The organism is Constrictibacter sp. MBR-5 (genome assembly GCF_040549485.1).
GTDB lineage: Bacteria > Pseudomonadota > Alphaproteobacteria > JAJUGE01 > JAJUGE01 > Constrictibacter.
The window spans coordinates 442,975-467,826 of record NZ_JBEPTK010000002.1; the positions used below are offsets into that span (position 1 = coordinate 442,975).

Here is a 24,852-nt window from a genome sequence, read left to right on the forward strand (position 1 = left end):
TCCCGCCCTTCAGCCTCAGGCGACGATCTGCCAGTCCAGGTCCTGAACCCAGGCGACGCTGCCGCCGCCGGTGATCGACGTGCCGTCCATCTCCCAGATCTCGACATGGCCGTCGGCATTGCGCCAGACGATGTCGGCGTTGCCGTCGCCGTTGTAGTCGCCGGTGGTGATCGGCTCCCACACCGTGGGGTCGACCTTGCCGATGCTGCCGCCGCCGGTGATCGCCGCACCGTCCATCAGCCACAGTTCCAGGTCGCCGTCCTCGCTGAACCACAGGACGTCGGTGTTGCCGTCGCCGTCGAAGTCGCCGGTCGTGGCGCTGGTCCAGATGTCGCTGGAGAGGGCACCGACGACGCTGTCGGCGACGATCGTGCCGCCGTCCATCTGCCAGAGCTGCAGGCTGCCGTCGTCATTGAACCAGAGGATGTCGTCGTTGCCGTCGCCGTCGAAATCGCCGGTGCCGAGAACGTCCCAGCCGGTGCCGATCGCGGCGACCGCCGTGGTTCCGGTGACCGTCGCCCCGTCCATCTGCAGGATCGAGACTTGGCCGTTCGGCGCGCCCCAGAGGAGTTCGTCGCGGCCGTCGCCGTTGAAGTCGCCGCCGCCGAGCAGGGTGCCCTCGGAAGGACCCGCGATGGACCCGCCGCCGGTGATGGTCGTGCCGTCCATCTGCCAGAGTTCGAGCGCGCCGGCGGCCGACTGCCAGAGAATGTCGGCGTTGCCGTCGCCGTTGAAGTCGCCGGTGCCCTGGACGGTCCAGACACCCGCCGTGGCACTGCCGACCACACCGCCGCCGGCGATGGCGGTGCCGTCCATCTCCCAGGTATCGACCTCGCCGGTCAGCGCGTGATGCCACAGCAGGTCCGACTTGCCGTCACCGTCGAAATCGTTCGCGACTCGGTCGGTCGTGCCGCCACCGCCGCCGTCCGGGATGTTGGCCGTGGCGTAGGTGCCGTCGGTGAAGTCGAGCGCCTCGATCCCGGTGAGGGTGTCGGTGCCCTGGTTGATCGCGGCATCGGCGCGCAGGTCGGTCACCGTGACGATGTTGCCGGAGCGCGTGATCTCGTAGTCGGCGTAGGCGCCGCTGTAGCCCGCGGCGTCGCTGCCGTCGCCGCCTGTCAGGCTGTCGTTGCCGAGGCCGCCGATCAGCACGTCGTTGCCGCCGTTGCCCTGCAGGACGTCGTCGCCGCTGCTGCCGTCGAGGACGTTCGCCGAGTCGTTTCCGATCAGCGTGTCGGCGGCGAAGCTGCCACGCAGGTTCTGAATGTTCTGGAGCCAGTCGTTGCCGGCGCCCGTCTGCTGGTAGGTGCCGATACGCAGGTCGACGGTGACCGCGATGTCGCCGGCGAAGTTGGCGGTGTCGTTGCCGGCGCCGCCGTCGATGATGTCGTCGCCCAGCCCGCCGTTGATCAGGTCGTCGCCGATCTCGCCGCGGATGACGTCGTTGCCGGAGTCGCCGTTGATCGCATCGTTGCCGTCGCCGCCGTAGATCTCGTCGTCGTCGGCGCCGCCGTAGATCTCGTCGTCGCCCTGGTCGCCGTTGATGAAGTCGAAGCCGGCGCCGCCGAACACGCGATCGTTGTCGGCACCCGCGAACAGGCGGTCGTTGTCGTCCTCGCCGAAGAGAGAGTCGGCGCCGTCGTTGCCATTGATCTGGTCTTCGCCGAGGCCGCCGGTGATGTAGTCGTTGCCCGCGTCGCCGTTCAGCTGGTCGTTGCCGTCGTTCCCCTCGATCGAATCGGCGCCGGTGCCGCCGTTGATGACGTCGTTAGCCGCCAGGCCGATGAGTTCGTCGTCGCCGTCCACACCATTGATGCTGTCGGCTTCGGACGTCCCGACGATCCGGTCGTTGCCGTTCGTACCCGTAAAATCGGCCATGTTGCTGCGCCTCGGCGATATGAGGATGATTGGCAGCCGAGAACCTATAGCAACGGTCGCATTCGCGAAATCGCCCTGGGTGGCGCAAGTTCACGAATAGGTGACGCCAGTGTCCGGGGAGCCACCCAATGCATACCGCCGACCAGCGCAGCGTCCTTTGGTCGCATACGGCCGTAGCGCCGCCGCAGTCGCATCGGCTTCAGGGCGAGACACGGGCGGATCTGGTGGTGGTCGGTGGCGGCTTCACCGGCCTGTCCGCGGCGCTGCATGCCGCAGAGGCTGGTGCGGACGTCGTGCTGCTCGAGGCGCAGGATGCCGGGTTCGGCGCGTCCGGCCGCAACAACGGGCAGGTCATCCCGACCTACGCCCGGCACAGACCCGACGACATCGTCCGGCTCTACGGCGAAGAGCGCGGCGAGCGGATGAACGCTTGGGTCGCCGGCAGCGCCGACCTGGTCTTCGACCTGATCCGGCGTCACGGCATCGAGTGCGAGGCGGAACAGCACGGCTGGCTGCAGCCCGCGCATGCGGCGAGTCGCATGGCCGGCGTGCGCGCCAAGCACGACCAGTGGGCGCGGCGCGGGGCGCCGGTGGAGATGCTGGACGGCAGCCAGACGGCCTCCATGACCGGCAGCGACTACTACCGGCACGGCGGCTGGATGCACCGTTCGGGCGGCCACATCCAGCCGCTGGGCTATGCCCGCGGCCTCGCGCATGCGGCGATCCGGGCCGGCGTGCGCCTGCATGACCGCTCCCCGGCGGAGGCGCTGGAGCGGACAGGGACGGCCTGGCGCGTCCGCACCCCCGGCGGCACGGTCACCGCCGGCAAGATCATCCTCGCCACGAACGCCTATACCGGCGACCTGTGGCCCGGGCTGCGGCAGACGATCGTTCCGGTGCGCACGTTCCACGCGGCGACCCGTCCGCTGGGCGACAATGTGCGGGCCACGATCCTGCCGGGCGGGCACGGCCTGTCGGACACGCGCCAGGCCTTGTGGGCCTTTCGTCTCGACCGGTCGGGGCGCCTGATCACCACGGCCGCCCCCCTGTTCACCATCGGCGCGCGCACCGTCCTGAACCGTTCGACGGCGGCCCGTATCGCCCAGGTCTTTCCGCAGGTCGACGACGCGGCGCCCGAGCATATCTGGGAGGGCAACATCGCCATGACCGTCGACCGCCTGCCGCGCTACCACGAACTGGCGGACGGCCTGTTCGCGGGCCTGGGCTACAGCGGTCGCGGCATCGCGATCGGCACGGCGATGGGCAAGCTGATGGCGGGCCGCGCGACCGGACTGCCGCGCGAGGAACTGCCGGTGCCCGAGGCACCGCTGCGGCGGCTGCCGGCGCATGGCCTGATCGTACCGCTCAGCCGCGCCATGCTGCTGCTGTACCGCTGGCGCGACGGCCGCGCCTGAGCCGAGGGACGAGTGGGCGATGCGCGTCGCGACCTTCAACCTGGAGAATCTGGACGACCCGGTCGACGATCCGGCGCTGCTCGAACGTCGCGTCGCGGTGCTGCGCCCGCAGCTGCTGCGCCTAGCTGCCGACGTGCTCTGCCTCCAGGAGGTGAACGCTCAGCCGTCCGGCCATCACGGGCCGCGTCGTCTGGCGGCGCTCGACAGGCTGCTCGAAGACACGCCCTATGCCGGCTTCCACCGTGCGACCTCGGAGCGCGAGCCGGGAGGCGGTCCGGCCGACGTGCACAACCTGGTCACGCTCAGCCGCTATCCGATCGTCGCCCGCAGGCAGGTCCGGCACGACCTGGTGTCGGCGCCGTCCTACCGGCTGGCGACGGCCGAACCCCGTGCCGAGCAGCCGCAGGCGGTGGAGTGGGACAGGCCGCTCCTGCTGGCGGAACTGGATGTCGAGGGCACGCACGTCCATGTCCTCAACCTCCATCTGCGCGCGCCCCTCGCCGGCTTCGTGCCGGGTCAGAAGCTGGCGCCGTTCCGGTGGCGGACCATCGGCGGCTGGGCCGAAGGCTTCTTTCTGGCGACGGTGAAGCGTGCCGGCCAGGCGTTCGAGGCGCGGCTCCTGGTCGAGCAGCTTTTCGAGGACGATCCGGACGCGATGATCGTGGTCGCCGGCGACTGCAACGCCGGCGAGACCGAGATGCCGTTGCGCATCCTGCTGGGGGAGGCGGCGGATACCGGCAACGACGCGCTGGCCGCGCGCAGCCTCGTATCGGTCGAAAGGGGCACTCCTTCCGAACGCCGCTTCTCGGTCCGCCATGCCGGCCGCGCCGTAATGCTCGACCATCTTCTGGTGTCGCGCCGCCTCTTCACCAGCCTTCGATCCGTGGCCATCCACAACGAGGAACTCGCCGACGAGGTGTTCGCAGCGGCAGAGGGGACGGCGCGCGAAGGCTCGTTCCACGCCCCGTTGGTCGCGGCGTTCGCGATCGATGTGCGCCGAGACGGCCCGCCGTTCACCGCAGATTAATCCGGCCAGCCGCATAAAGCAGCATTGCCGCCTACAGGATGTGCGCGGCGGAGCCTTAGACGGGACAAGATGCTCGGTCCGATCGGCAAGACGCATGGAATAGACCCCAAGCGCCGGCAAGACATCAAGATCATCTACGGCGAGCCGCAACCCGGCCTCGCGAACCTTCTGCGCGCCTGCCTGAAGCGCGAGGGATTCACCGACATCGTCGGCTTCACGACGTTCTCGCCGCTCCTGAAGGCGCTGCGCGAGTTCAACCCGGACATCCTGATCGTCGATTCAGCCATGCCCGGAGGCGACACGCTCGAATTGATCCGCGACATTCGCGAAGGCCGCCTCGGGCACAACCCGTTCCTGCCGACGATCATGACCGCCTGGAACCCGTCCCTCGCATTCACGGCGGCCGTGTCGGACAGCGGCTGCGACGACCTGCTCGTAAAGCCGATCTCGCCGGACCAGATCCTCGAGCGGATCAGCGTGCTCGTCTATCAGCGCAAGCCGTTCATCGTGACGGGAGACTATATCGGGCCGGAACGCCATCCCGACGATGAGCCCGGCGCACGGCGCGTCGCCGTTCCCAACACGCTGAAGGCGAAGGTCGAAGGCCGGCCGGCGCGGTCGGCGGCGATGGACGACGCCTTCGACGGGGCATTGCGCACGGTCAACGAGCAGCGGCTGCGCAGCCAGGGAGACTCCATCATGCGGCTCGTCCGCGAGATTCTCCCCTCCTATACGAGCGGCCGGGCGACGCCGGCGACGGAACGGGCGATGGAACGCCTGCTGGCACGCGCCGACGACGCGCACGACCGCCTGGCCGGTACTGCCTATGCGCCGATCGGCGATCTGTGCGTCACGCTGCGTGAAGTGGTGCGCGCCATCCTGCGCGCCCACCCCGATCCAGCGCGCAAGGACCTCGACATCCTGCCGCGCCTGGCAGAGGCGATCGTGGTCGGCTTCAGCGATGCCCGCGAGGCAGAGGCGATCGGCGGTCAGATCGCCACGTCTGTCGGCAGCTACCTCGGCGGCCGAAGCGTTCAGGCGCGCTGAGCCGTCGCCATCCGCATGCCGCGGTCGCGTGCATGGGGCGCCGCGAAGTCGATCTCCGGCCCCTTCGGCACGATTCCCGTCGGATTGATCGTCTTGTGGCTGGCGTAATAGTGCGTCTTGATGTGGTGCATGTTCACCGTGGCGGCGACGCCGGGGACGGCATACAGATCCCGCAGGTAGCCCCATAGGTTCGGATAATCGGCGATCCGCCGCCTGTTGCACTTGAAGTGGCCGTAGTAGACGGCGTCGAAGCGCACCAGTGTCGTGAACAGCCGCCAGTCCGCTTCGGTGATGGCGTCACCCGTCAGGTAACGCCGGGTCGACAGGCGCTTCTCCAGTCCGTCCAGCGTATCGAACAGCGCATCGAACGCCGCCTCGTAGGGTGCCTGTTCCGTGGCGAAGCCCGCCTTGTACACGCCGTTGTTCACGGTGTCGTAGATCTCGGCGTTGAGCGCGTCGATCTCGCCGCGCAGCGCTGCGGGGTAGAAGTCCAGCGAGGCGTCACCCCAGGCGTCGAACGCACTGTTGAACATGCGGATGATCTCGGCGGATTCGTTGTTCACGATCGTGCCGGTCCGCTTGTCCCAGAGCACGGGAACGGTCACCCGCCCCGTATAGTCAGGCTTGGCCGCCGTATAGACCTCGTGCAGCCGTTTCGCGCCGTGCACCTCGTCCGCGATCGCGCCGGGCGCCGGGTCGAAGGTCCAGCCGTCGGCGCCCATGAACGGCTCGACGACCGACAGCGAGATCACGTCGTCGAGCTTCTTCAGGGCTCGGAAGATCAGCGTCCGGTGCGCCCATGGGCAGGCCAGCGAGACGTAGAGGTGGTAGCGGCCCGGCTCGGCCGCGAAGCCGGACGAGCCGTCGGCCGTGACGGTGTCGCGGAAGCTGCTGTCCTGCCGCTTGAACGCACCGCCGGTCTTCGACGTATCGTACCACTGGTCGTGCCATGTCCCGTCGATCAGCAGACCCATCGTTCGCTCTCCTCGCTCGTCTCGGGTGACAATGCGGTGGAGCCGGCCGACCTTCCCCGCAGGCGTGTGCCCAACGCCGGGCAAGGACGGTCGGCGGACGCCTGCTCGGGGCTCAGGCCCCCAGCTTCGCGGCGATCTGCGCCACGTGCTTGCCCTGGGCGCGTGCCAGGGTGAGCTCGTTCTCGCTCGGCTGGCGGCTGCCGTCGGCGCCCGCCAGAGTCGTGGCGCCGTAGGGGGTGCCGCCGCTGATCTCGTCCATCTTGGTCAGGCCCGGCTCGCTGTAGGGCAGGCCGACGATGACCATGCCGTGGTGCAGCAACGTCGTGTGAAAGGACGTGATCGTCGTCTCCTGGCCGCCGTGCTGGCTGGCGGTGGAGGCGAACACGCTGCCGACCTTGCCGATCAGGGCACCCTTGGCCCACAGGCCGCCGGTCTGGTCGAGGAAGTTGCGCATCTGCGAGGCCATGTTGCCGAAGCGCGTCGGCGTGCCGAAGATGATCGCGTCGTACTGCGGCAGCTCGTCGACGGTCGCGATCGGCGCCGTCTGGTCGAGCTTGACGCCCGCCTTCTCGGCGACCTCGCGCGGCATGAGCTCGGGCACGCGCTTCAGGGTCACCTCGGTGCCCGCCACACTTTCGGCGCCCTCGGCGACCGCGCTCGCCATCGTCTCCACATGGCCGTAGCTGCTGTAGTACAGGACCAGGACCTTCGCCATCGTAGCCTCCTATCGTCGAACACGTTGCGGCGTCGTCGCCGCTCGCTGCAGAAGGTGGATCCGCGTCGGACCGTATCAAACCGGTGACGATCGCATGATATTCTTTCCATAACGGAAGTAATGGATGGCGGAGCCATGGATCGTCTGGCGGCGATGGCGGTGTTTCGGCGGGTGGTCGAGCAGGACGGGTTCGCTGCCGCGGCGCGCGACCTGCGCCTATCGGGCGCGGCTGTGAGCAAGCATGTCGGCCGCCTTGAGGAGGCTCTGGGCGTCAGGCTGCTCAACCGCACGACACGGCGGCTCAGCCTGACCGAGGCCGGCCGCACCTATTTCGAGCGCTGCGTGCGGATCCTCGACGACATCGCGGAGGCCGAGCAGCTCGTCACCAGCGATGCCGCCTCGCCGCGCGGGCAGCTGCGGGTGAATGCGCCGATGTCCTTCGGCTTCCGTCATCTCGGGCCGGTGCTGCCGGCGTTTCTCGCGCGCTATCCCGACATCACCGTCGACCTCGCGCTCAACGACCGCATGGTCGACCTGTTCGACGAGGGCTGGGACGTCGCCGTTCGCATCGCCGACCTTCCGGATTCCAGCCTGATCGCGCGACGGGTCGGCACGACGCGCGCCGTCCTCGCCGCCTCGCCGGACTATCTGGCGCGTCGCGGCGAGCCCGCCACGCCGGCCGACCTCGCCGCGCACGACTGCCTGATCTACGCCCTGACCACGCGCGGCCAGGGATGGAATTTCACCGGCCCGGGCGGGCAGCAGGCGAGTGTCCAGGTGAAGGGGCCGCTCCGCGCGAACAATGGCGACGTGCTCGCCGCCGCCGCGGAGGCCGGCCTCGGCATCGTCCTCATGCCGACCTTCATCGTCTGCGACCAGCTCCGCGCGGGCAGCCTGCGCGCCCTGATGCCGGATTGGACACCGCCCACCACCGGCATCCACTGCGTCTATCCGCACGGTCGCCACCTTTCCGGCAAGGTGCGCGCCTTCTTCGAGTTCCTGACGGCCCGTTTCGGCACGGGCACGCCGCCCTGGGAGGAGGGGCTGTGAAGCTGCGGCTCCCTGCGCGCGTGCCCGCGTCCGGGATGCGGCTCAGGCGCCGCCCTTCGCCGTGTCGAAGATCAGCTTCAGGAGTTCTTCCCCTGGGACCCCCTTCGCCTTCATGTCCGCGACCCACTTATCCCAGATGGGCTGGGCAGCGTTCTGGCGGAAAGCTGTCACCTGCTCGTCGGAATAGCGGATCGATTCGAGCCCCATCTTCTCCAGCAGGGCGAGGTTCGTCACGTCCACTTCCTTGTAGGCGTTCTTCAGCAAGGCGTAGCCGGCGGGATAGGCGGCTTCCAGGATCTGGCGGTATTCGGCGGGCAGCGCGTTCAGGGCGCTGATGCTCACCACGGTGGGACAGTTGCTGCTGCCCGGCGCCATGTTCACCGTGTACCACTTCGAAATCTCATGCAGCCGCATGGCGATGTGGTTGTAGGTGAAGGGCAGCGAGGCGGCGTTCACCATGCCGCGCTCCAGCGAGGTGTAGACCTCCGGCGCCGGCACCGAGGTGGGTACGGCGCCAAGGACGCGCATGGCCTCGCCGATGCCGCCGATCGCCCGCACCCGCTTGCCCTTCCAGTCCTCCAGGGTCTTCGGCGGCGTGCCGACGCCGATGAATTCAGACTGGGGGAGGAGGTTCGAGAAGACGGCGACCGCATTCCACCGCTTCATCTCGTCGACCACGGCGGGGTGCTTGTAGTAGGTCTCGTGGACCCTCTGCTGCACGTCCAGGTCGGCGAAGGGCAGGAACGGCAGGTCGAGGCCCGTCATCGCGGGGTTCTTTCCCGGATGATAGGCCGTGCAGATCATCGCGATCTCGACGGAGCCGATCTTAATGCTGTCGAGGTTCTCCTTCGAGGGCGACACCGCCTCGCCATAGTGCAGCTTCATCGTGAAGTTGCCGCCGGTCTTCTCCTCGACCGTCTTCGCGAAGTAGTCCGCCGCCGCCGTCGCCGCCCGCGGCGGTCCCCACAGCGAGAAGTTCCACACGACCTTTTCGGCCGCCTGCGCCGGAGCGCCGAGGCCGGCCAAAGCCATCGCCGCCCCCGCCAGGGCGGCGTGCCAGTTCGTTCCACTCATTGTAGCGATCTCCCGGTGTTTTCTCGTTATCGACCTTGCGATGCTAGCAGAGCCTCCGCGCTCACGCTCGCGGTCTCAACCGTCGCGTCGGTCACCGGCAGGATCAAATGCGAGTTCGGGATTATCCACTACCAGGCGTCGGAGATCGTCCGGCGTTCCGTCCCACCAGCGGGTGGCCTCGATGCGGGCGATCGTGTCGGGATCGAACCGCAGGCGGGCCACTTTGGCGGGAACGCCGGTAACGATGGCATAGTCGGGCACGTCGCGGGTCACGACCGCACCGGCTCCGATCACCGCACCCCGGCCGATGCTGCGGACCGACGCCAGGATGACGGCGTTGTGGCCGATCCAGACGTCGTCGGACACCGTGCAGCGGGTGCGTGGGACCGTTTCGCGGTCCACCACGCCGAGATGCGGCATGTAGAAATACGGAGTCAGGCCGAGAAAGCCGACACCGTGATTGGCGTTCAGGATGACCGCATTCGGGGCGATGGAGCAGTAGCGTCCGATGACGGTGCCTGCGGGAATCCGCATCGGGTCGAAGCAGCCGTAGGAGTACAGCCCGACCTCGATCCCGTAGCGCGCGGCGAAGTGTCGGCGCAGCGCGAGGCTGTCCATTTCGCGGCGGCGCAGCAGGCGGAGCCGCACCTTTTCGACGAGACGCGACAGCATGGGCCGTCAGCCGCCCGACGCGAACGCGCTCAGCCCGTGGCGCCGCTGTTGGCCTGACTGGTTCGGGTGTGGCTGCGGCGGGCGACGAAGGCCTGTGCCGCCGCCTGGGGTTCGCCGGTGCCGAAGGCTTCGCGCTGGATGACGACGGCGGCCTCGATCGCCGCGTCGTAGGCCGGCTGGGTGAGTTCGCGCAGCCAGGCGCGGCTCAGCCGCATGGCGGTCGGCGGCTTGGCGCCCAGTTCGCGCGCCCGCTCGATCGCGCGCGGCAGGACCTGTTCCGGCGGTACGATCTCGTTGATCAGTCCGTAGCTCAGCGCTTCGTCGGCGCCGACGAAGCGGCAGGACAACGCCATCTCGGCCGTGCGTGCCAGCCCGATCACCTCGCGCATGATCATCGAGCCGACGATGCTCGGAATGCCGGCGTTCACCTCGGGCTGCGACATGCGCACGCCGGGATGGGCGATCCGCAAATCGCTGTGCAGCGAGATCTGGAAGCCAGCGCCCGCCGCGACGCCGTTCAGCGCCACGACGACGGGCTTCGTCATGTCGCGCACCGCGCCATAGAAGAGCTTCAGCTTCCTGAACCAGTCCCCGACATTGTCGGCGGTCAGGGTCAGCGCCATGTCGAGATCCTGGCCGGCCGAGAAGGCCCGGTTTCCGGCGGCCGTGATGACGACGGCGCGGACGCCGGCATCGGCGTCGAGCGCCTGCATGGTGTCGATGAAGCGGGCCCGGAGTTCCTCGTCGACCGCGTTCAGCACCTCCGGGCGGTTGAACATGACGATCGCCACTTCGGCGTCGCGGCTGATCTCTATGACGGCCATGGTCTCTTCCGGCAGAGGTTCGAGGGCAGGGGGCGGCGCCTACCAGGGAATGGGCGATCCGTCGTAGTTGCGGAAGGCGCCGCTATCGGCGACGTCGAACCCGGCGACGACCTTGCGCATGCCCGCCGCGCTCTCTTCCGGCGTCACGGGTGCGGAGGGACCGCCCATGTCGGTGCGCACATGGCCCGGGTGCAGCAGGATGATGGAAATCCCGCGGTCCTTGAGGTCGACCGACAGGCTCTTCGCCGCCATGTTCAACGCCGCCTTGCTGGAGTTGTAGCCGTAGCGGCCGCCCATCGTATTGAGTTCGATGCTGCCGAGCCGGCTGGTGACGAAGGCCATCTTCTTCTGCGCGCTGGCGGCGACGTGATCGGCGAAGGCCTCGGCCAGCTTGATCGGCGCCACGGTGTTGATCCGCAGCGTCTGCATCCAGACTTCGCTGTCGATGCTGCCGAGCGTACCCGCTTCGCGGCCGGCCACTCCGGCATTGTTGAAGAGGACGTCGATCGCCTCGTGGCGCATTTCGCGGGCCAGCGACGCCACGGCTGCGTCGTCGGTGACTTCCAGTCCCAGGGTATGCACGTCGCCGTCGATCGCATTGAGCGCCGAGGCGCCCGCCGGGTCGCGGCAGGTGGCGATGACCTTCCAACCGTCCGCCGCATACTGTTTTGCCAGGTGCAGGCCGATTCCGCGGTTGGCGCCGGTAAGGAGGACTGTGGGCAAGGCGGGCTCCTGGGCTGGGCGTTTCCAGTTGCCACTATAGGCGTTTCGTCCGGCGCGGTCTTCCCCGCTCAGGACGAGGCCGCCACCGCCGCGACCAGGGTCGCCTGCACCGCGCAAGCACCGAGGAACAGGCGCAGCGCCGCCGCGATGTCGGCCGGGGTCGCTGCGGTCCGGCCGCCGTCGTTCATCCAGCCGTCGTCGACGACGTGGCCCGCATAGGCGCGCGGTCCGGCGAGTGCTACGCCCAGCGCCCCGGCCATCGCCGCCTCGGGCCAGCCGGCGTTCGGCGAGCGGTGCCGGCCCGCATCCCGCCGCACCGCCGCCAGTGCGGCACGGAAGCCGCCGCGCGGGATGGCCGCCACCGCGATGAACAGCGCCGTCAGGCGCGAGGCCGGCAGGTTGACCAGATCGTCCAGCCGCGCCGCCGCCCAGCCGAAGTCGCGGTGCCGCTCGGTCCTGTGGCCGATCATCGAGTCCGCCGTGTTGATCGCCTTGTAGGCCAGCATGCCCGGCAGTCCGGCGACCGCGAACCAGAAGGCCGGCGCCACGATGCCGTCGGAGAAATTCTCGGCGAGCGACTCGATCGCCGCGCGGCACACGCCGGGCTCGTCGAGCCGTTCCGGATCGCGCCCGACGATCATCGACACCGCCCGCCGCGCACCGGGCAAGCCCGCGTCGCGGAAGCCCGCCGCCACCGCCGCCACATGCTCGTACAGGCTGCGCTGCGCCAGCAGCACCGCCGCCACGACGATCTCGCCGAGCCAGCCGAACGGCACCTGCGCCAGGATTGCGTGCAGGGCCGCACCCGCCGTCGCCGCACCCCCGGCGATCAGCGCGATGGCGGCGACGCCCAGCGCCCTCCGCCTGCCCGCCGCATGCGTTGGCCTGTTCATCCGCCCGTCGAGCCACGCGATGCCGTTGCCGATCCAGACCACCGGATGCGGCAGCCGCCGCCACAGCCACGCCGGATCGCCGACCACGGCGTCCAGCGCCAGCGCCGCCAGCAGCAGCCACCAACCGTCGGGCGCCGCCATCCCTAGTGTGCGGCGACGGCGTGGCGCAGGGTCGCGACCGCCGTCGCCGTCATCGGCCCGCCGCAGATCACCAGCGCCTGGGGCATGGCGATCCGCCGCTCCGGCGGCACCGCCGCGGCCAGCGCCGGGTGGCGCAGCATGTAGGTCCCCTGGTCCTCCAGCCGCGGCGTCAGGCTGTCGACCAGCAGGATGTCCGGCCGCGTCATGACGACCGCCTCCAGGTCGACGCGGCCGGTGCGCTGCAGGCCCATCGCCGCCGCCGCGTTGCGCAGGCCGGCCGTCGCCATGATCTCGGACACCAGGCTGCTCGCCCCGTTGGCGAAGCCGCGCCGCTGATAGTAGAGGGCCGTCGCGCCGCTTTCGGCGGGGACGCCCGCCGCGATCTCACGGTCGAGCTCGGCCACCAGCCGCTCGCCGCGCTCGGGATGGCCCAGCAGCGCCGCCAGCTCGCGCGTCGTCCTGCGCACGGCCTCGAACGTCTCGGCCGAGGCCACGTCGACCACGCGATAGCCCATCCGCCGCAGCAGGCTGCGCGTCTCGCGCCGGGTGAAGGTGCCGCCCAGCACGAGGTCGGGCTGCAGGCGGATCACCTCCTCGGCGGCGCCGCGGATCTGCGGGATTCCCTCGGCCTGCGCCGCCGCAGCCGACATGGTCGGGTCGCCGACGAAATTGGTCAGGGCGGCGATCTGCGCCCGGTCGGCGAGCGCCAGCAGATACTGGTCGACGCACAGGTTCAGCGACACGACGCGCTGCGGCGCCGCCGCTGCCGGGGCGGCGGCGAGCATCATCACGGCGGCGAGGAGCATGGTCAGGCGGCGCGGCATGGCGCACCCATCGCGCGAAGCGGCCTCCGGCGCAAGCGCCGGATGCGCTCGCCTGCCGCTGGAAGCCGCCGGCTCAGCCCTCGTGCAGGTGATTGTGATGATGCGACGCCGTGGCGTGCGCGCCCGGCCGCGTCGGCCGCTCGATCATCCGGTGCACGCGCGGCGGCCCGTCGCCGCGATGCAGGGCGCGCGCATGGTCGGTGAGCGCGACGTCCGACTGCGTCGTGCGCTGGTTGTGGCGCACATAGTCCAGCCAAGTCGGCACGTGGTAGCGCTCGATCCACAGCCGCGGATCGGCGAGGTCGCGCATCAGCGTCCAGTGGCGCGCGCCGTCGCGGCGGTGGATGCGCCGCCGGTCGGCCATCGCCTCCAGGAACTCGTCGATGTCGGCCTCGTCGATCAGATACTCGATCTGGATCACGATCGGGCCGCTGCGCTGCTGGATGTCGACCGCCAGGTCCGGCGCCGTCCAGCGGCTGACCGGCTCCAGGTTGAGACCGGAGGTCGAGGGCAGGGGCAGCAGCAGCCCGATCGCGGCGCAGACCAGCTGAACCGCGCCCGCGATGCAGAGCGCGGTTAGCAGGTCGTGACTGCCGGCGACGACGCCCCAGACCCAGCTGCCCAGCGCCATGCCGCCGAACGCGGCCACCTGGTAGAGCGCCAGCATCCGCGCGACCACCCAGCGCGGCGTCGACAGCTGCACCGTCACGTTGAAGGTCGACAGGGCCAGAACCCAGCCCGCGCCCGCCAGGGCCAGCGCCGCCATGCTGGCGAGCAGCCACGGGCTCACGCCCACGACGATGGTGGCGAGGCCGAAGCCGACGCAGGACAGCCGCACCATCATCTCGTTCGACAGCCGCGCGCGCAGCCGCGTGCTCGCCATGGCACCACCCACCGCACCCGCGCCGAAGGCGCCGAGCAGCAGGCCGAAGGTCAGCGGCCCGCCGTCGATGCCGTGCTTGGCCACCAGCGGCAGCAGCGCCTGCACCGCGCTCGCCGCGAAGCCGAAGACGAGCGCGCGCAGCAGCACCGTCCCGACCCGCCCCGACATGGCGGCGAAGCGCAACCCGGCACCCATCGCCACGCGCAGGCTCTCGCGCGGCAGGGTGCGTGCCTCGGCCGCCGGCTTCCAGCGCAGCAGCACGAAGATCAGGCCGAGATAGCTGAAGGCGTTGACGGTGAAGGCGGCCGCGGCCCCGGCGGTCGCGACGATCATGCCGCCCACCGCCGGTCCGACGCTGCGCGCCAGGTTGAAGCCCATCGAGTTGAGGACCACGGCGCCGGGCAGGTCCACCTTCGGCACCATCTCGCCGACCGACGCCTGCCAGGCCGGACCGTTGAGCGCGGTGCCGCAGCCGATCAGGAAGGTGAAGGTCAGCAGCAGCCAGGGCGTGATCACGCCGGCCCAGGCGCAGGCGGTCAGCAGGATCGAGGCGGCCAGCATGAAGGCCTGCGCCGCCAGCATCATCGTGCGCCGGTCCAGCGTGTCGGCGAGCGCGCCCGCCGGCAGCGACAGCAGCATGATCGGCAGCGTCACCGACGCCTGCACCAGCGCCACCGTCTCGGCCGTGCCGATCGACGTCATCATCCACGACGCGCCCACGGCCTGGATCAGCCCGCCGAAATTCGACGCCAGGCTGGCGATCCACACCGCCCGGAATACCGGACTGTTGAGGGGGGCGAAGAGGGAAGGGGTGGCCGGCTTGGCGGCGCGAGCCGGGTCTGCTGAATCCAATGGTCTCACACCAACCTGATGTCGTCGGGCGCAAGGCTAGCAGCTTGCCGCGCCGGCTCCGAGCGTCGATCCGCACCTCGACTATCTCTGCCGCACCGCGATGCGGCGCAGCATCAGGGCCGCGCCGGCAAGGAGGGCCGCTGCGACCGCGGCGCTGGTGGTGTAGCTGGAGTCCGCCGCGTAGAGCCAGGCGCTGGCCATGCCGCCGGCGGCGGCACCGGTCTGGAACAGGGCGTTCAGCACGGCATTCAGGCTGGCGCGCTCGGTCGGTGCCACGAGCAGCATGGCGCCGCCCAGCATCAGCGCTAGCATCAGGTCACGGCCGAAGGCGAAGCCGCCATAGAGCAGCGCCTGCCCGACCAGCCCCTGTCCGGCGAGCGGCGCCAGCAGCGCGACGGCCGCCGTGGCGCCGGCGGCGACGGCGCACAGGCCGAGCGGATGCCGGAAGCCCCGTGCCAGCCGGCCGGCCAGTAGCGCCCCGGCGACGCCGCCCAGCCCGCCGACGAACAGCATCGTCCCCACCGTCGCCGGCGTGGCGCCGCCACCCTCCAGGATCCAGGCGGGATAGAGCCCGAGGAACAGGAAGATGGCCGCGCTGTAGGCGAGATAGGCGAGCAGCACGCGCCGCGTGTCCGGCCCGCCGGAGAAGGAGAGCAGCCGCGCGCGATAGGTCGCCGGCCCGATCGGCAGCGTCGCCCGCAGGGCGAGCGGCGTCGGCGGCAGCAGCATCGCCGCGACGGCGAGCAGGGCGGCGAACGCCGCCAGCCCGGCCAGCGCCACGCGCCAGTCGAGCAGGCCGCCCGACACCACCCCCAGCGACAGCGACAGCAGCATCGCCACCGGTGCCGCCGAGGTGACGTAGCCGGTGATCCGCGCGCGAGCCTCGGCGGGGTAATAGTCCGAGACGGCCGCGAACACCGACGCGCCGACCATCGGCATGAACAGGCCCGTCGCCGCCCGCAGCGCGATGACCGTCGCCGCGTCGGGCGCGAAGGCCGTCGCCAGCAGGGTCACCGCCGCACCGCAGCCGCCGGCCGCGATGAACCGCTTGCGCCCGTAACGGTCGATGAACGGCCCCAGCACCAGATTGCCGACCAGCGCCGCCACCGGGAACGCCGCCAGGATGGCACCCGCCTCGACGCTGCCAAGGTCGAGATCCCGCCGCATGAAGGGCAGCAGCGGGATGATGACCGCGACGTTGACGTTGATCAGGAAGAACCCGCCCCAGACGACGGCGACGATCGGCACGCGGGTCTCCGGGGTGGCGGGAAGGAGGGGAAGGCGGCGGCGCTTCGGTGGCGGAAACGCTAGAGCAGGGATCGTGCCGGCACGATGCGACCCGCCCGCGACGGCCGCGCATTCGGCGCGCGCCTGGCCTACACTGCACCCTTTACACTGCACCCTTTACGTTGCACCGGCCCCGTATCCGCGAGCGCCCATGCCCGACCTGACCCTGAGCTTCGACAACGGCCCCGATCCGGCGACGACGCCGCGCGTGCTCGACATCCTGGCGGCGCGCGGCCTGCGCACGACCTTCTTCCTCGTCGGCTCAAAGCTGGGCGATCCCGCTTGCCGCGACCTCGCCGTCCGCGCCCGTGCCGAAGGCCACCGGCTCGGCAACCATACGTTCACCCACGAGACGCCGCTCGGCGCGGATCCCGACCCCGGCGTCGTGGAACGCGAACTGGTGCCGACGGCACGCCTCCTCGCCGACCTGGGGGAGGAGGGCAGGCTGTTCCGGCCGTTCGGCGGCGGCGGCAATCTGGACCGCCGCCTGCTGAAGCCGTCCGTCGTGCGCTGGCTGGAGCGGGAGCGTTATGACTGCGTCCTGTGGAACGCCATCCCGCGCGACTGGGCCGACCCGGACGGCTGGGTCGACCGCGCCCTGGCGCAGATCGAGGAGCGATCCTGGACACTCATGGTCCTGCACGACCTGCCGACGGGCGCCATGGATCACCTGGAGCGCTTCCTCGACCAAGCGGCCGCCCGCGGCGCCCGCTTCCGCCAGGACTTCCCGCCCGACTGCGTGCCGATCCGCCAGGGCAGGGCCGTCCTGCCGATCGACGGCTACGTCTCGGACCTGGACTGAGTGGGACGGTAGAGCCTCAGCGCGCCATCTGCCTCAGCGTACGGTCTGGCCCAGCGCGTCGCACCGCACCCACCACTGCTGGGCCGCTGCGACATCGCGCAGCTGCTGCAGCACCCCGTCCTGCGACGACGACAGGTCGACGACGCACAGGCGGCCACGGTCCGTGTCGACCGGCGTGACCTTCAGCACCCGGCAGTCGTCCGGCATCAGCTTGCTGTCGCTGCTGATCACCTGTTCGAGGCTACGCTGCGACTGGCAGCCGGTCAGCGTCTCCTGCGCGGCGGCCGGCATCGCGAGCACGCCGAGAACAACCAGGAACGGCGGAAGGGCGGCGAGCGGTCTGGAAAGGCGCATGCGATGGTTCTCCTGCCGGGGGCACGGGTTCGGTTGGTCCATGTCTCCAACCGACCAGGGCCGCCGACGGTTCCACCGCCGCGGATCCCAGCCGATGCGCCGGTCGCCCGGATCATCCTGCCTGATGCCTCACCCCGCCCGCGCACGCTCCCGTTCACACCGGTAGTAGCCGCGGTATCCCGCGCGCAGTTCGTCGCCGACCTCGAAGACCAGGTCCGCCTCGGTCTGCATCTCGCCGCCGGCCTCCGCCGCGGCTCCCGCGAGCGGCGTGAGGGTCAGGCGGATGCGGCCGGCTTCCAGCAGCAGGCCGTCGTCGGCCGGCGTGGCGCCGGCCCGGATCAGGTTGCCGTTCAGCTTGACGATCCCCTCGTGCGCGGCGGCGGCCAGCATTCGCGCGGCCAGGACCGGCTTGCCGCTGCTGGTGTAGCGGAAGGTGCAGCGCGGGCCGTCGCCCAGGGCGGCGCGGATCTCGGCCTCCTGCATCGGCGCCGGATCGAGCGTCGCCACCTGCGCACCGGCGATCGCCTCCTCGGCCGGGAGGATCCGCGCCGGCTCCGGTGCGCGGATCCCGGCGAGGTCGTCGTCCGGGGCGCCGCCTTCGCCGCAGCCCGCCGCGGCTAAGAGAACGAGGATGAGGGCGTGCCGTGCCGCCCGGTGCTTCGATCGACCGGCCCGCCCGCATGGACGGCCGGATCGGCTGGTAAAGGTCTCGAGCATCAGTCTCGGGCCTCCAGGTCCGCGATCAGATACTTCATCTCGGCGATCTCGCGCTCCTGCGCCTCGATGATCTCGTCGGCCAGCTTGCGCACCCGCGGGTCGCTGATCTGCGCGCGTTCGCTGGTCATGATCGCGATCGAGTGGTGCGGGATCATCGCCCGCATATATTCGCCGTCGTCCACCGTCACCTGCGCGCGCACGAGCCACAGCGACAGCGCGAAGACGGCGACGGCGCCGACGTAGATGCCGATGTTCAGCCTGCGGTTGCCGTACATGCCGAGCATGAAGGACAGCATGATCACCGCCATGGTGGCGCCCATGAGCAGCGCCATCCAGGCGCGCGTCTCGCTCCAGAACACGTGCTCGAAGGCATAGGTGTTCAGGTACATCAGCCCGAACATCACGACCGTCGAGGTCGCGATCATCGCGGCGAAGCGCCAGTAGGACATCTGGATCCCTTCCGGTTCTCGTCTTCAGCGGGTTCCGCCGCCGGGCGTCGCACCCTGCGGCCCATGCTCGTGGCCGGCCCCACCGCCGCCGTGCGCGGCGCCGTGCCCACCTTCCGATGCGCCCGTCGCCGCGTAGTCGTCGGGCGTCATGCCGGGCAGTTCCTTGACGAAGGCGGCGATCCCCCAGAGCGTGGCGTCGTCGTGCGTCGGTCCGAAGGCGGGCATGCCGGTCATTCTGGCGCCGTGCTTCGCCAGCCAGAAGACCTGCGGCAGGGTCCAGTGCGCGGCCGCTTCGGCCAGATGTGGCGGCCTCGGCCGCATCCCGGCCGCCCATTCGGCCCGCTCCGCGCCGGGCCCGGCGTGACAGTGTTCGCACATCGCCTTGTAGTGACCCGCCCCGCTCTCCAGCATCGCCGGCGTGATCGCCTCCGGCGGCACGGCATCCGCGGCGTGCCGCTCGATGGAGTTGTGGAAGGTCGTGTCGAAGGCCCACCGCACGACCGAGGTATGCTCCTCGGTCGCCGCGATGTTGTAGGCGCCGGTATAGGCGACCGTGACGCCGATGCCCGCCAGGAGCACCAGCGTCCCGAACACCCCGGTCGCCACGCCGCCTGCGAAACGGCCGGCTCGCGACGATTCTCCACGTTTGCTCATGCTGCACCTCCCGTCGCCGCAACCATGTCGGCGGACATTGGTTCCCGGGGGCGTAGGGTCCCTCCGGCCGGCGTGAAGCGCGGCTGATGCCGCCTCGCGTTGTGCGTCGGCGGCCGCGGACCTATCGTCCCGCGAACCGAACGACGCCCAACCGAGGAACGCCCGCGCAATGACCCAGAACTGGAAGCAGGTCGGCCCGAACCGCTACCGCGAGACCTATGGCCGCTACTACGAGGACTTCACCGTCGGCGACGTCTACGAGCACCGCCCCGGCCGGACGATCACCGAATACGACAACACGGCCTTCACCCTGCTGACGATGAACACCCACCCGCTGCACTTCGACCGCGAGTACGCCAAGCACAGCGAGTTTGGCCAGCCGCTGGTCAACAGCACGCTCACGCTCTCGATCGTCGTGGGCATGACGGTCAGCGACACCAGCCAGAAGGCCATCGCCAATCTCGGCTGGACCGACATCAAGCTGACGGCCCCGGTCTTCGCCGGCGACACGCTCTATGCGGAGTCCGAGGTGCTGGAGAAACGCGAATCCGCCTCGCGCCCGACCCAGGGCATCGTGAAGATCCGCACGATCGGCAAGAAGGCCGACGGCACCGTCGTCATGAGCTTCGACCGCTCGATGCTGATCCCCAAGCGCGGCCACGCCGTGGAGGACAAGGCGAACTATTGAGGACCCCGGGGGGGGGGGGGGGGGGGGGCCCCCCCCCCCGCCCCCCCCCCCCCCGCGGGGGGGGCGCACCGCCGCCGCCCGCCCGGTTCCCCCCTCCCCCCTCTCAGTCACTCCGCGGCGCGCGCCCCCCCCCCCCCCCCCCCCCCCCCGCCGGCCCGCGGGGGGGGGCCCCCCCCCCGCCCCCAGGCCGACGCGTCACCCCCGCGGGTCGTTGCGCATAAAGTCGTTCATCGCCCGCGTCGCCGTCTCGACATAGCCGAAGGTGCCCTTGTCCTTCACCTCGCGCGCGGCGTCGAGCAGGCCGGTCATCGCGGCGCGCCAGAGCGAGGTGGCGAGGCTGATGCGGCGCACGCCGGCCGCCTGCAGGTCGGCGACGCTGAACGATTTGCCGGGGATGCCGACCATGAAGTTGACCGGCTTGCCGACCGCGGCGCAGACGGCGCGCACCGCCTCCAGGGTCGGCAGGCCGGGCGCCATCAGCACGTCGGCCCCGGCCTGTTCGAACGCCTGCAGCCGGCGGATCGTGTCGTCCAGGTCGGGATTGCCGCGCAGGAAGTTCTCGGTGCGCGCGGTCAACGTAAAGGCGAAGGGCAGGGAGCGCGCCGCTGCGACCGACGCCTCCATCCGGGCGACCGCCTCCTCAAGGGGATAGAGCGGCCGGTCCGGGTCGCCGGTCGCGTCCTCGATCGAGCAGCCGACGAGGCCCGTGCCGGCGGCCAGCCGCACCGTCTCGGCGGCGAAGTCCGGTGCGTGGCCGAAGCCGTTCTCCAGGTCGGCCGAGACCGGCACGTCGACCGCCTCGACGACCAGCCGCGCATGGGTCAGCGCCTCGTCGCGCGTCACGCGCCCGTCGCGCCGCCCGAGCGTCCCGGCGAAGCCGCCGCTCGACGTCGCCAGCGCGGCGAAGCCCAGGCCCTCCAGCACGCGGGCCGATCCGGCGTCGAACGGGTTGGCGATGACGAAGGCCTCCGGTCCCGCATGCAGGGCGCGGAAGCGGTCGGCCTTCTCGGACTGGCTGCTGGGCATCGGGCGTCTCCGTCTGTTTCGGCGACCATCGCGCCGCCGCGGCCGGACTGTCCAGTGCCACTGCACCGCGGGGCGGCGGTGCCACTGGTGCCGGCCCCGCGATTGCGCTTAGCATCCACCGCACGAACTGGAAGGAACGGCCCCGCATGCTCAAGCTCTACGGCGTCTACCGCTCGCGCGCCTCGCGCAACATCTGGCTTCTGGACGAGCTGGGCGTGCCGTTCGAACTCGTGCCCGTCGTCCAGGCGAACCGGCTCGCGAACCCCGGCGCACCGGACGCGCCGCTGAACTCGCGCTCGCCGGCCTTCCTGAAGGTGAACCCGAATGGCCACATCCCGTCGATCGACGACGACGGCTTGATTCTGCACGAATCGCTGGCGATCAACCTCTATCTCGCCCGCAAGCACGGCGGCCCGCTGGCGCCGGCTAGCATGGCGGAGGAGGGGCTGATGACGTCGTGGACGCTGTGGGCCGCGACCGAGGTCGAACCGCACTCGATCCAGGTCCTCTACCACATGGTCGCCAAGCCCGAGGCCGAGCGCGACGCCGCCGTCGCCAAGGCGGCGATCGAGGCGCTGCGCGCGCCCTTCGCCGTGCTCGACGCCGCGCTTGCGGAGACCGGCCATGTGGTCGGCGGCCGCTTCACCGTCGCCGACATCAACCTCGCCGAAGTCGTCCGCTACGCCGTCCCGGCCAAGGAACTCTTCGAGGCCGCACCCCGCGTGAAGGCCTGGCTCGCCGCCTGCCAATCCCGCCCCGCCTACGTCGCCATGATGAAGAAGCGCGACGCCGAGCCGGCATAGTCGGGCGCTCGTCAGGCCTGGGTCGGAAAGCGGGAGCGTGTCCTACGGTGTCTTCATTCACCGCGCCGACTCGATCTATGACGACAGCCCGGCCGAACGGTACCAGTTTCCGGCGCAATATCTGAAGCGGGTGCAGGCCTGCGTCGGTGATTGGATCATCTACTACGAGCCCCGCAAGGTTCTCGCGACCCGCGGCTACTTTGCCGTCGCGAAGGTCGAATCCGTTGTTCCGGATCCGACCGCGCCGGGCATGCACCTCGCGCTGATCGCGCCGGGAAGCTATCTCGATTTTGCGACCCCCGTGCCGTTCAGCGGCACCGACGGGGTCATCGAGCGCGGCGTGCTCAATGAGGAGGGCCGGATCTCGGGCCGTGCGCAGGCCGCGGTCCGGCCCATTTCCGGCTCGGACTTTCGACGGATCATTGAAGTGGGGCTCTCGGATCGCAACGACGTGCTGCCGCGCGTCGACGATGCCGTCGGGGACGCCGGATTCCATGAGAACATCCTGCCGTTCGAATACGAGGGCGAAAGAACCCGGGTCGCCTATCTCGGCTCGCGCATCGTCCGAGACCGTGTCTTTCGGCGCGTGGTCCTGCGCGCCTACGACGCCCGTTGCGCAATCACCGGGCTCAGGCTGATCAATGGCGGCGGCCGAGCCGAGGTCGAGGCGGCGCACATTCGACCGGTCGAGGCCAGCGGGCCCGATATCGTCACGAACGGACTGGCCCTGACGGGAACTGCGCACTGGATGTTCGGCAGGGGCCTGATCAGCGTCGCCGACGATCTGACGATCCTGGTGTCGCGGCAGGTCAACGATCCCCAGGGGATCCAGGCGATGATCAACGAGAGCGGTCGCGTGTTGGCGCCGCTGCGTCCGGCCGACCGTCCGCATCCGCACTTCCTGCAGTGGCACAGGGAGCATTGCTTCAAACACTGACTTCGACCATCACCGAAGGGCGCACGCCGGAGGACGCCGTGGCTGCCCAGGCGTCTGGAGGCTGATCCGCGGGCGCGTTTCTTGCTAGACTGAGGTCGGCTCTGGGCTCCGGCGACGGCGGGAGGTTTGCGATGGCTGCGATCGGGACGGCAGAAAGCGGGCGGGCGCGGCGCCCGCGCTCGGCGGCGGCGGAGGCCAAGCGGGTCATCCGCCCGGAGGACCTGCGCAGCCTCAGCGAACGCTCGGACCTGCCGGGGCTCGCGCGGCTCGCGGCGCATCTTGCCATCATGGCGGCGACGGCTGCGCTCGTCTGGCTGGCGCTGGGAACGTGGTGGCTGCTCGTGCCGGCGATGGTGCTGCACGGCATCGTGCTGGTCGCCTGCTTCGCGCCGTTCCACGAAGGCTCGCACTACACGGCCTTCCGCTCGCGCTGGCTCAACGACGTCGTCGGCTGGCTGGCCGGCGCCGTCTTCTTCAACAATGTCGACTTCTACCGCGAATTCCACGCGGCCCATCACAAGTACACCCAGGACCCCGAGCGCGACCCCGAGCGCGACCTGAACCCGCCGAAGAGCCGCGGCCACTATCTCTGGCTGCTGTCGGGGCTGCCCTACTGGCGCTCGCGCCTCGGCTTCCTCTGGCGCATCGCGACCGGCCGGTTCGAGCGCATGCCCTATGTCGCGCCGGCCAAGGCGCCGCGGGTCGTCGCCTCGGCCCGGCTGCAGATCGCGCTCTACGCCGCGATCGCCGTGGCGTCCATCGCCGCCGGGTCGCCCGCCGCGCTGGTCTGGTGGATCGGGCCGGTGTTCCTCGCCATGCCCTTCCTGCGCGCCTACCTGATCGCCGAGCACACCGGCTGCAGCGAGGACGACAACGGCCTGACCAACACGCGCACGACGCGCACCCTCTGGCCGGTTCGCCTGCTGATGTGGAACATGCCGTTCCACGCCGAGCATCACCTCTACCCGTCGATCCCGTTCCACCGCCTGCCGGAGGCGCATGCGATGGTCCGCGACCGGCTCGCCCATCTCGGCGACGGCTATGTCGCCGTGAACCGCGAGGTCTATGCCCAGCTTCCCGACAAGCCGCTGGAGAAGGCCGCATGAACGAGCCCACCACCTTCCGCCTCGGCGACTTCCGCCTGCAGCGGGGCATGACCCTCAAGGACGCGCGGATCGTCTACAAGACCTACGGCCGGCTGAACGCCAACAAGTCGAACGCCATCCTCTACCCCACCTCCTACGGCGCCCATCACACCGACATCGAGTGGCTGATCGGCGAGGACCGGGTGCTCGACCCGACGCGCTGGTTCATCGTCATACCCAACATGTTCGGCAACGGCCTCAGCTCGTCGCCCAGCAACACGCCGTTCCCCTACGACCGCGGCCGCTATCCGCACGTGACGACCTGGGACAATGTCATGGCCCAGCGCCGGCTGCTGACCGAGGTGTTCGGCATCGACCGGCTGGCGCTCGTCTACGGCTGGTCGATGGGCGGCCAGCAGGCCTATCAGTGGGGAGCGGCCTTCCCCGACAAGGTCGACCGTGTGGCGGCCGTCTGCACCTCGGCGCGCACCTCGCCGCACAACAGGCTGTTCATCGACGGCGTGCGCGCCGCGCTCACCGCGGATCCCGCATGGCGCGACGGCTGGTTCGCCGAGCCGCCGCTGCGCGGGCTGCGCGCCATGGGGCGGCTCTATGCCGGCTGGGCGATGAGCCAGACCTTCTACCGCAAGGAGCTCTGGCGCGGCCTGGGCTACGCCTCGATGGAGGATTTCATCGTCGCCGCCTGGGAGGGCAATTTCCGCCGCCGCGACGCCAACGACCTGCTCGCCCAGTTCTGGACCTGGGAGCACAACGACATCTCGGACAACGAGATGTACCGCGGCGACCTCGCCGCCGCACTCGGCGCCATCGAAGCGCGCACCTTCGTCATGCCCGGCGAGACCGACCTCTACTTCCAGGTCGACGACAACCGCGCCGAGATGCCCCACCTGCGCAATGCCGAACTCCGCCCCATCCCCTCCGTCTGGGGCCACCGCGCCGGCAACCCCGTCCAGAACCGCGAGGACGAGCGCTTCCTCATCCAGGCGGTGCGGGACCTTCTGGCGGATTAGGATCGGCCGCTGCGTAGCAGCGTGTGG

26 protein-coding genes are annotated in these 24,852 nt (G+C 70.2%); 10 read left to right on the forward strand and 16 right to left on the reverse strand.

What is annotated here, in order from left to right; all coding sequences use genetic code 11:
• Nucleotides 1-15: 15 nt before the first annotated feature.
• On the reverse strand, nucleotides 16-1,878 hold the full coding sequence (locus ABIE65_RS06110; protein WP_354076323.1) for an FG-GAP-like repeat-containing protein: 1,863 nt from the start codon (nucleotides 1,876-1,878) through the stop codon (nucleotides 16-18).
• Nucleotides 1,879-2,006: 128 nt separating this feature from the next.
• Between ABIE65_RS06110 and ABIE65_RS06115 the strand changes: the two genes are divergently transcribed.
• From ABIE65_RS06115 to ABIE65_RS06125, 3 genes are all read left to right on the forward strand, one after another.
• Nucleotides 2,007-3,293, forward strand: a complete 1,287-nt coding sequence (locus tag ABIE65_RS06115) for an NAD(P)/FAD-dependent oxidoreductase (RefSeq protein ID WP_354076325.1) — start codon at nucleotides 2,007-2,009, stop codon at nucleotides 3,291-3,293.
• A 19-nt stretch (nucleotides 3,294-3,312) separates the two neighbouring features.
• Nucleotides 3,313-4,320 (forward strand): endonuclease/exonuclease/phosphatase family protein, encoded by a 1,008-nt coding sequence (locus ABIE65_RS06120; protein WP_354076326.1) that lies wholly within the window; start codon nucleotides 3,313-3,315, stop codon nucleotides 4,318-4,320.
• Nucleotides 4,321-4,389: 69 nt separating this feature from the next.
• Nucleotides 4,390-5,367: a response regulator transcription factor gene (locus tag ABIE65_RS06125; protein WP_354076327.1), complete on the forward strand. Its 978-nt coding sequence runs from the start codon at nucleotides 4,390-4,392 to the stop codon at nucleotides 5,365-5,367.
• Here the strand turns inward: ABIE65_RS06125 and ABIE65_RS06130 are convergent.
• On the reverse strand, nucleotides 5,355-6,341 hold the full coding sequence (locus tag ABIE65_RS06130) for a glutathione S-transferase family protein (RefSeq protein ID WP_354076329.1): 987 nt from the start codon (nucleotides 6,339-6,341) through the stop codon (nucleotides 5,355-5,357). The genes ABIE65_RS06125 and ABIE65_RS06130 overlap by 13 nt on opposite strands.
• A gap of 112 nt (nucleotides 6,342-6,453) precedes the next feature.
• Nucleotides 6,454-7,056: an NAD(P)H:quinone oxidoreductase gene (wrbA, locus tag ABIE65_RS06135; protein ID WP_354076330.1), complete on the reverse strand. Its 603-nt coding sequence runs from the start codon at nucleotides 7,054-7,056 to the stop codon at nucleotides 6,454-6,456.
• A 135-nt stretch (nucleotides 7,057-7,191) separates the two neighbouring features.
• On the opposite strand from wrbA, the gene ABIE65_RS06140 reads away from it, so the two are divergent.
• A complete protein-coding gene (locus ABIE65_RS06140) occupies nucleotides 7,192-8,106 on the forward strand; it encodes a LysR family transcriptional regulator (RefSeq protein ID WP_354076332.1) in 915 nt (304 codons plus the stop codon).
• Between the two features lie 42 nt (nucleotides 8,107-8,148).
• Here the strand turns inward: ABIE65_RS06140 and dctP are convergent, their stop codons facing one another.
• The 8 genes from dctP to ABIE65_RS06180 all read right to left on the reverse strand — a co-directional run bounded on the left by dctP (nucleotide 8,149) and on the right by ABIE65_RS06180 (nucleotide 16,240).
• The gene (dctP, locus tag ABIE65_RS06145; protein WP_354076334.1) at nucleotides 8,149-9,180 is read right to left on the reverse strand and encodes a TRAP transporter substrate-binding protein DctP; all 1,032 of its coding nucleotides are present in this window, start codon (nucleotides 9,178-9,180) and stop codon (nucleotides 8,149-8,151) included.
• Nucleotides 9,181-9,255: 75 nt separating this feature from the next.
• Nucleotides 9,256-9,852: a CatB-related O-acetyltransferase gene (locus ABIE65_RS06150; protein ID WP_354076336.1), complete on the reverse strand. Its 597-nt coding sequence runs from the start codon at nucleotides 9,850-9,852 to the stop codon at nucleotides 9,256-9,258.
• 29 nt (nucleotides 9,853-9,881) lie between these two features.
• A complete protein-coding gene (locus tag ABIE65_RS06155; RefSeq protein WP_354076338.1) occupies nucleotides 9,882-10,676 on the reverse strand; it encodes an enoyl-CoA hydratase/isomerase family protein in 795 nt (264 codons plus the stop codon).
• Between the two features lie 39 nt (nucleotides 10,677-10,715).
• On the reverse strand, nucleotides 10,716-11,399 hold the full coding sequence (locus ABIE65_RS06160) for an SDR family oxidoreductase (RefSeq protein WP_354076340.1): 684 nt from the start codon (nucleotides 11,397-11,399) through the stop codon (nucleotides 10,716-10,718).
• A gap of 68 nt (nucleotides 11,400-11,467) precedes the next feature.
• Nucleotides 11,468-12,433 (reverse strand): adenosylcobinamide-phosphate synthase CbiB, encoded by a 966-nt coding sequence (gene cbiB, locus ABIE65_RS06165; protein ID WP_354076341.1) that lies wholly within the window; start codon nucleotides 12,431-12,433, stop codon nucleotides 11,468-11,470.
• A gap of 2 nt (nucleotides 12,434-12,435) precedes the next feature.
• Nucleotides 12,436-13,257: an ABC transporter substrate-binding protein gene (locus tag ABIE65_RS06170; protein ID WP_354076343.1), complete on the reverse strand. Its 822-nt coding sequence runs from the start codon at nucleotides 13,255-13,257 to the stop codon at nucleotides 12,436-12,438.
• 73 nt (nucleotides 13,258-13,330) lie between these two features.
• Nucleotides 13,331-14,992, reverse strand: a complete 1,662-nt coding sequence (locus ABIE65_RS06175; protein WP_354076345.1) for an MFS transporter — start codon at nucleotides 14,990-14,992, stop codon at nucleotides 13,331-13,333.
• An 81-nt stretch (nucleotides 14,993-15,073) separates the two neighbouring features.
• Nucleotides 15,074-16,240: an MFS transporter gene (locus tag ABIE65_RS06180; protein WP_354076347.1), complete on the reverse strand. Its 1,167-nt coding sequence runs from the start codon at nucleotides 16,238-16,240 to the stop codon at nucleotides 15,074-15,076.
• A 190-nt stretch (nucleotides 16,241-16,430) separates the two neighbouring features.
• On the opposite strand from ABIE65_RS06180, the gene ABIE65_RS06185 reads away from it, so the two are divergent.
• A complete protein-coding gene (locus tag ABIE65_RS06185; RefSeq protein ID WP_354076348.1) occupies nucleotides 16,431-17,081 on the forward strand; it encodes a polysaccharide deacetylase family protein in 651 nt (216 codons plus the stop codon).
• A gap of 33 nt (nucleotides 17,082-17,114) precedes the next feature.
• Here the strand turns inward: ABIE65_RS06185 and ABIE65_RS06190 are convergent, their stop codons facing one another.
• The 4 genes from ABIE65_RS06190 to ABIE65_RS06205 all read right to left on the reverse strand — a co-directional run bounded on the left by ABIE65_RS06190 (nucleotide 17,115) and on the right by ABIE65_RS06205 (nucleotide 19,255).
• Entirely contained in the window at nucleotides 17,115-17,435 is a 321-nt protein-coding gene (locus tag ABIE65_RS06190) for a hypothetical protein (protein ID WP_354076350.1), read from the reverse strand.
• 129 nt (nucleotides 17,436-17,564) lie between these two features.
• Nucleotides 17,565-18,152, reverse strand: a complete 588-nt coding sequence (locus ABIE65_RS06195; RefSeq protein ID WP_354076351.1) for a DUF6692 family protein — start codon at nucleotides 18,150-18,152, stop codon at nucleotides 17,565-17,567.
• A complete protein-coding gene (locus tag ABIE65_RS06200) occupies nucleotides 18,152-18,601 on the reverse strand; it encodes a DUF305 domain-containing protein (protein WP_354076352.1) in 450 nt (149 codons plus the stop codon). The genes ABIE65_RS06195 and ABIE65_RS06200 overlap by 1 nt, the downstream gene beginning before the upstream one ends.
• Nucleotides 18,602-18,625: 24 nt before the next feature.
• Complete coding sequence (locus ABIE65_RS06205; protein ID WP_354076353.1) at nucleotides 18,626-19,255, reverse strand: c-type cytochrome; 630 nt, start codon at nucleotides 19,253-19,255, stop codon at nucleotides 18,626-18,628.
• 169 nt (nucleotides 19,256-19,424) lie between these two features.
• Here ABIE65_RS06205 and ABIE65_RS06210 point away from each other — a divergent pair, with 169 nt between their 5' ends.
• Nucleotides 19,425-19,943 carry a MaoC family dehydratase gene (locus tag ABIE65_RS06210; RefSeq protein ID WP_354076354.1) on the forward strand — a complete coding sequence of 173 codons (519 nt, stop codon included), beginning with the start codon at nucleotides 19,425-19,427 and terminating at the stop codon, nucleotides 19,941-19,943.
• A gap of 195 nt (nucleotides 19,944-20,138) precedes the next feature.
• Here ABIE65_RS06210 and ABIE65_RS06215 read toward each other — a convergent pair whose 3' ends face one another.
• Nucleotides 20,139-20,969, reverse strand: coding sequence for an isocitrate lyase/PEP mutase family protein (locus tag ABIE65_RS06215; RefSeq protein ID WP_354076355.1), 831 nt, complete (start codon nucleotides 20,967-20,969; stop codon nucleotides 20,139-20,141).
• A gap of 146 nt (nucleotides 20,970-21,115) precedes the next feature.
• Between ABIE65_RS06215 and ABIE65_RS06220 the strand changes: the two genes are divergently transcribed.
• From ABIE65_RS06220 to ABIE65_RS06235, 4 genes are all read left to right on the forward strand, one after another.
• Entirely contained in the window at nucleotides 21,116-21,772 is a 657-nt protein-coding gene (locus tag ABIE65_RS06220; protein ID WP_354076356.1) for a glutathione S-transferase family protein, read from the forward strand.
• Nucleotides 21,773-21,809: 37 nt separating this feature from the next.
• Complete coding sequence (locus ABIE65_RS06225; RefSeq protein ID WP_354076358.1) at nucleotides 21,810-22,709, forward strand: HNH endonuclease; 900 nt, start codon at nucleotides 21,810-21,812, stop codon at nucleotides 22,707-22,709.
• Nucleotides 22,710-22,840: 131 nt separating this feature from the next.
• On the forward strand, nucleotides 22,841-23,815 hold the full coding sequence (locus ABIE65_RS06230; protein WP_354076359.1) for a fatty acid desaturase: 975 nt from the start codon (nucleotides 22,841-22,843) through the stop codon (nucleotides 23,813-23,815).
• Nucleotides 23,812-24,825 carry an alpha/beta fold hydrolase gene (locus ABIE65_RS06235; RefSeq protein WP_354076360.1) on the forward strand — a complete coding sequence of 338 codons (1,014 nt, stop codon included), beginning with the start codon at nucleotides 23,812-23,814 and terminating at the stop codon, nucleotides 24,823-24,825. The genes ABIE65_RS06230 and ABIE65_RS06235 overlap by 4 nt, the downstream gene beginning before the upstream one ends.
• Nucleotides 24,826-24,852: the final 27 nt, after the last annotated feature.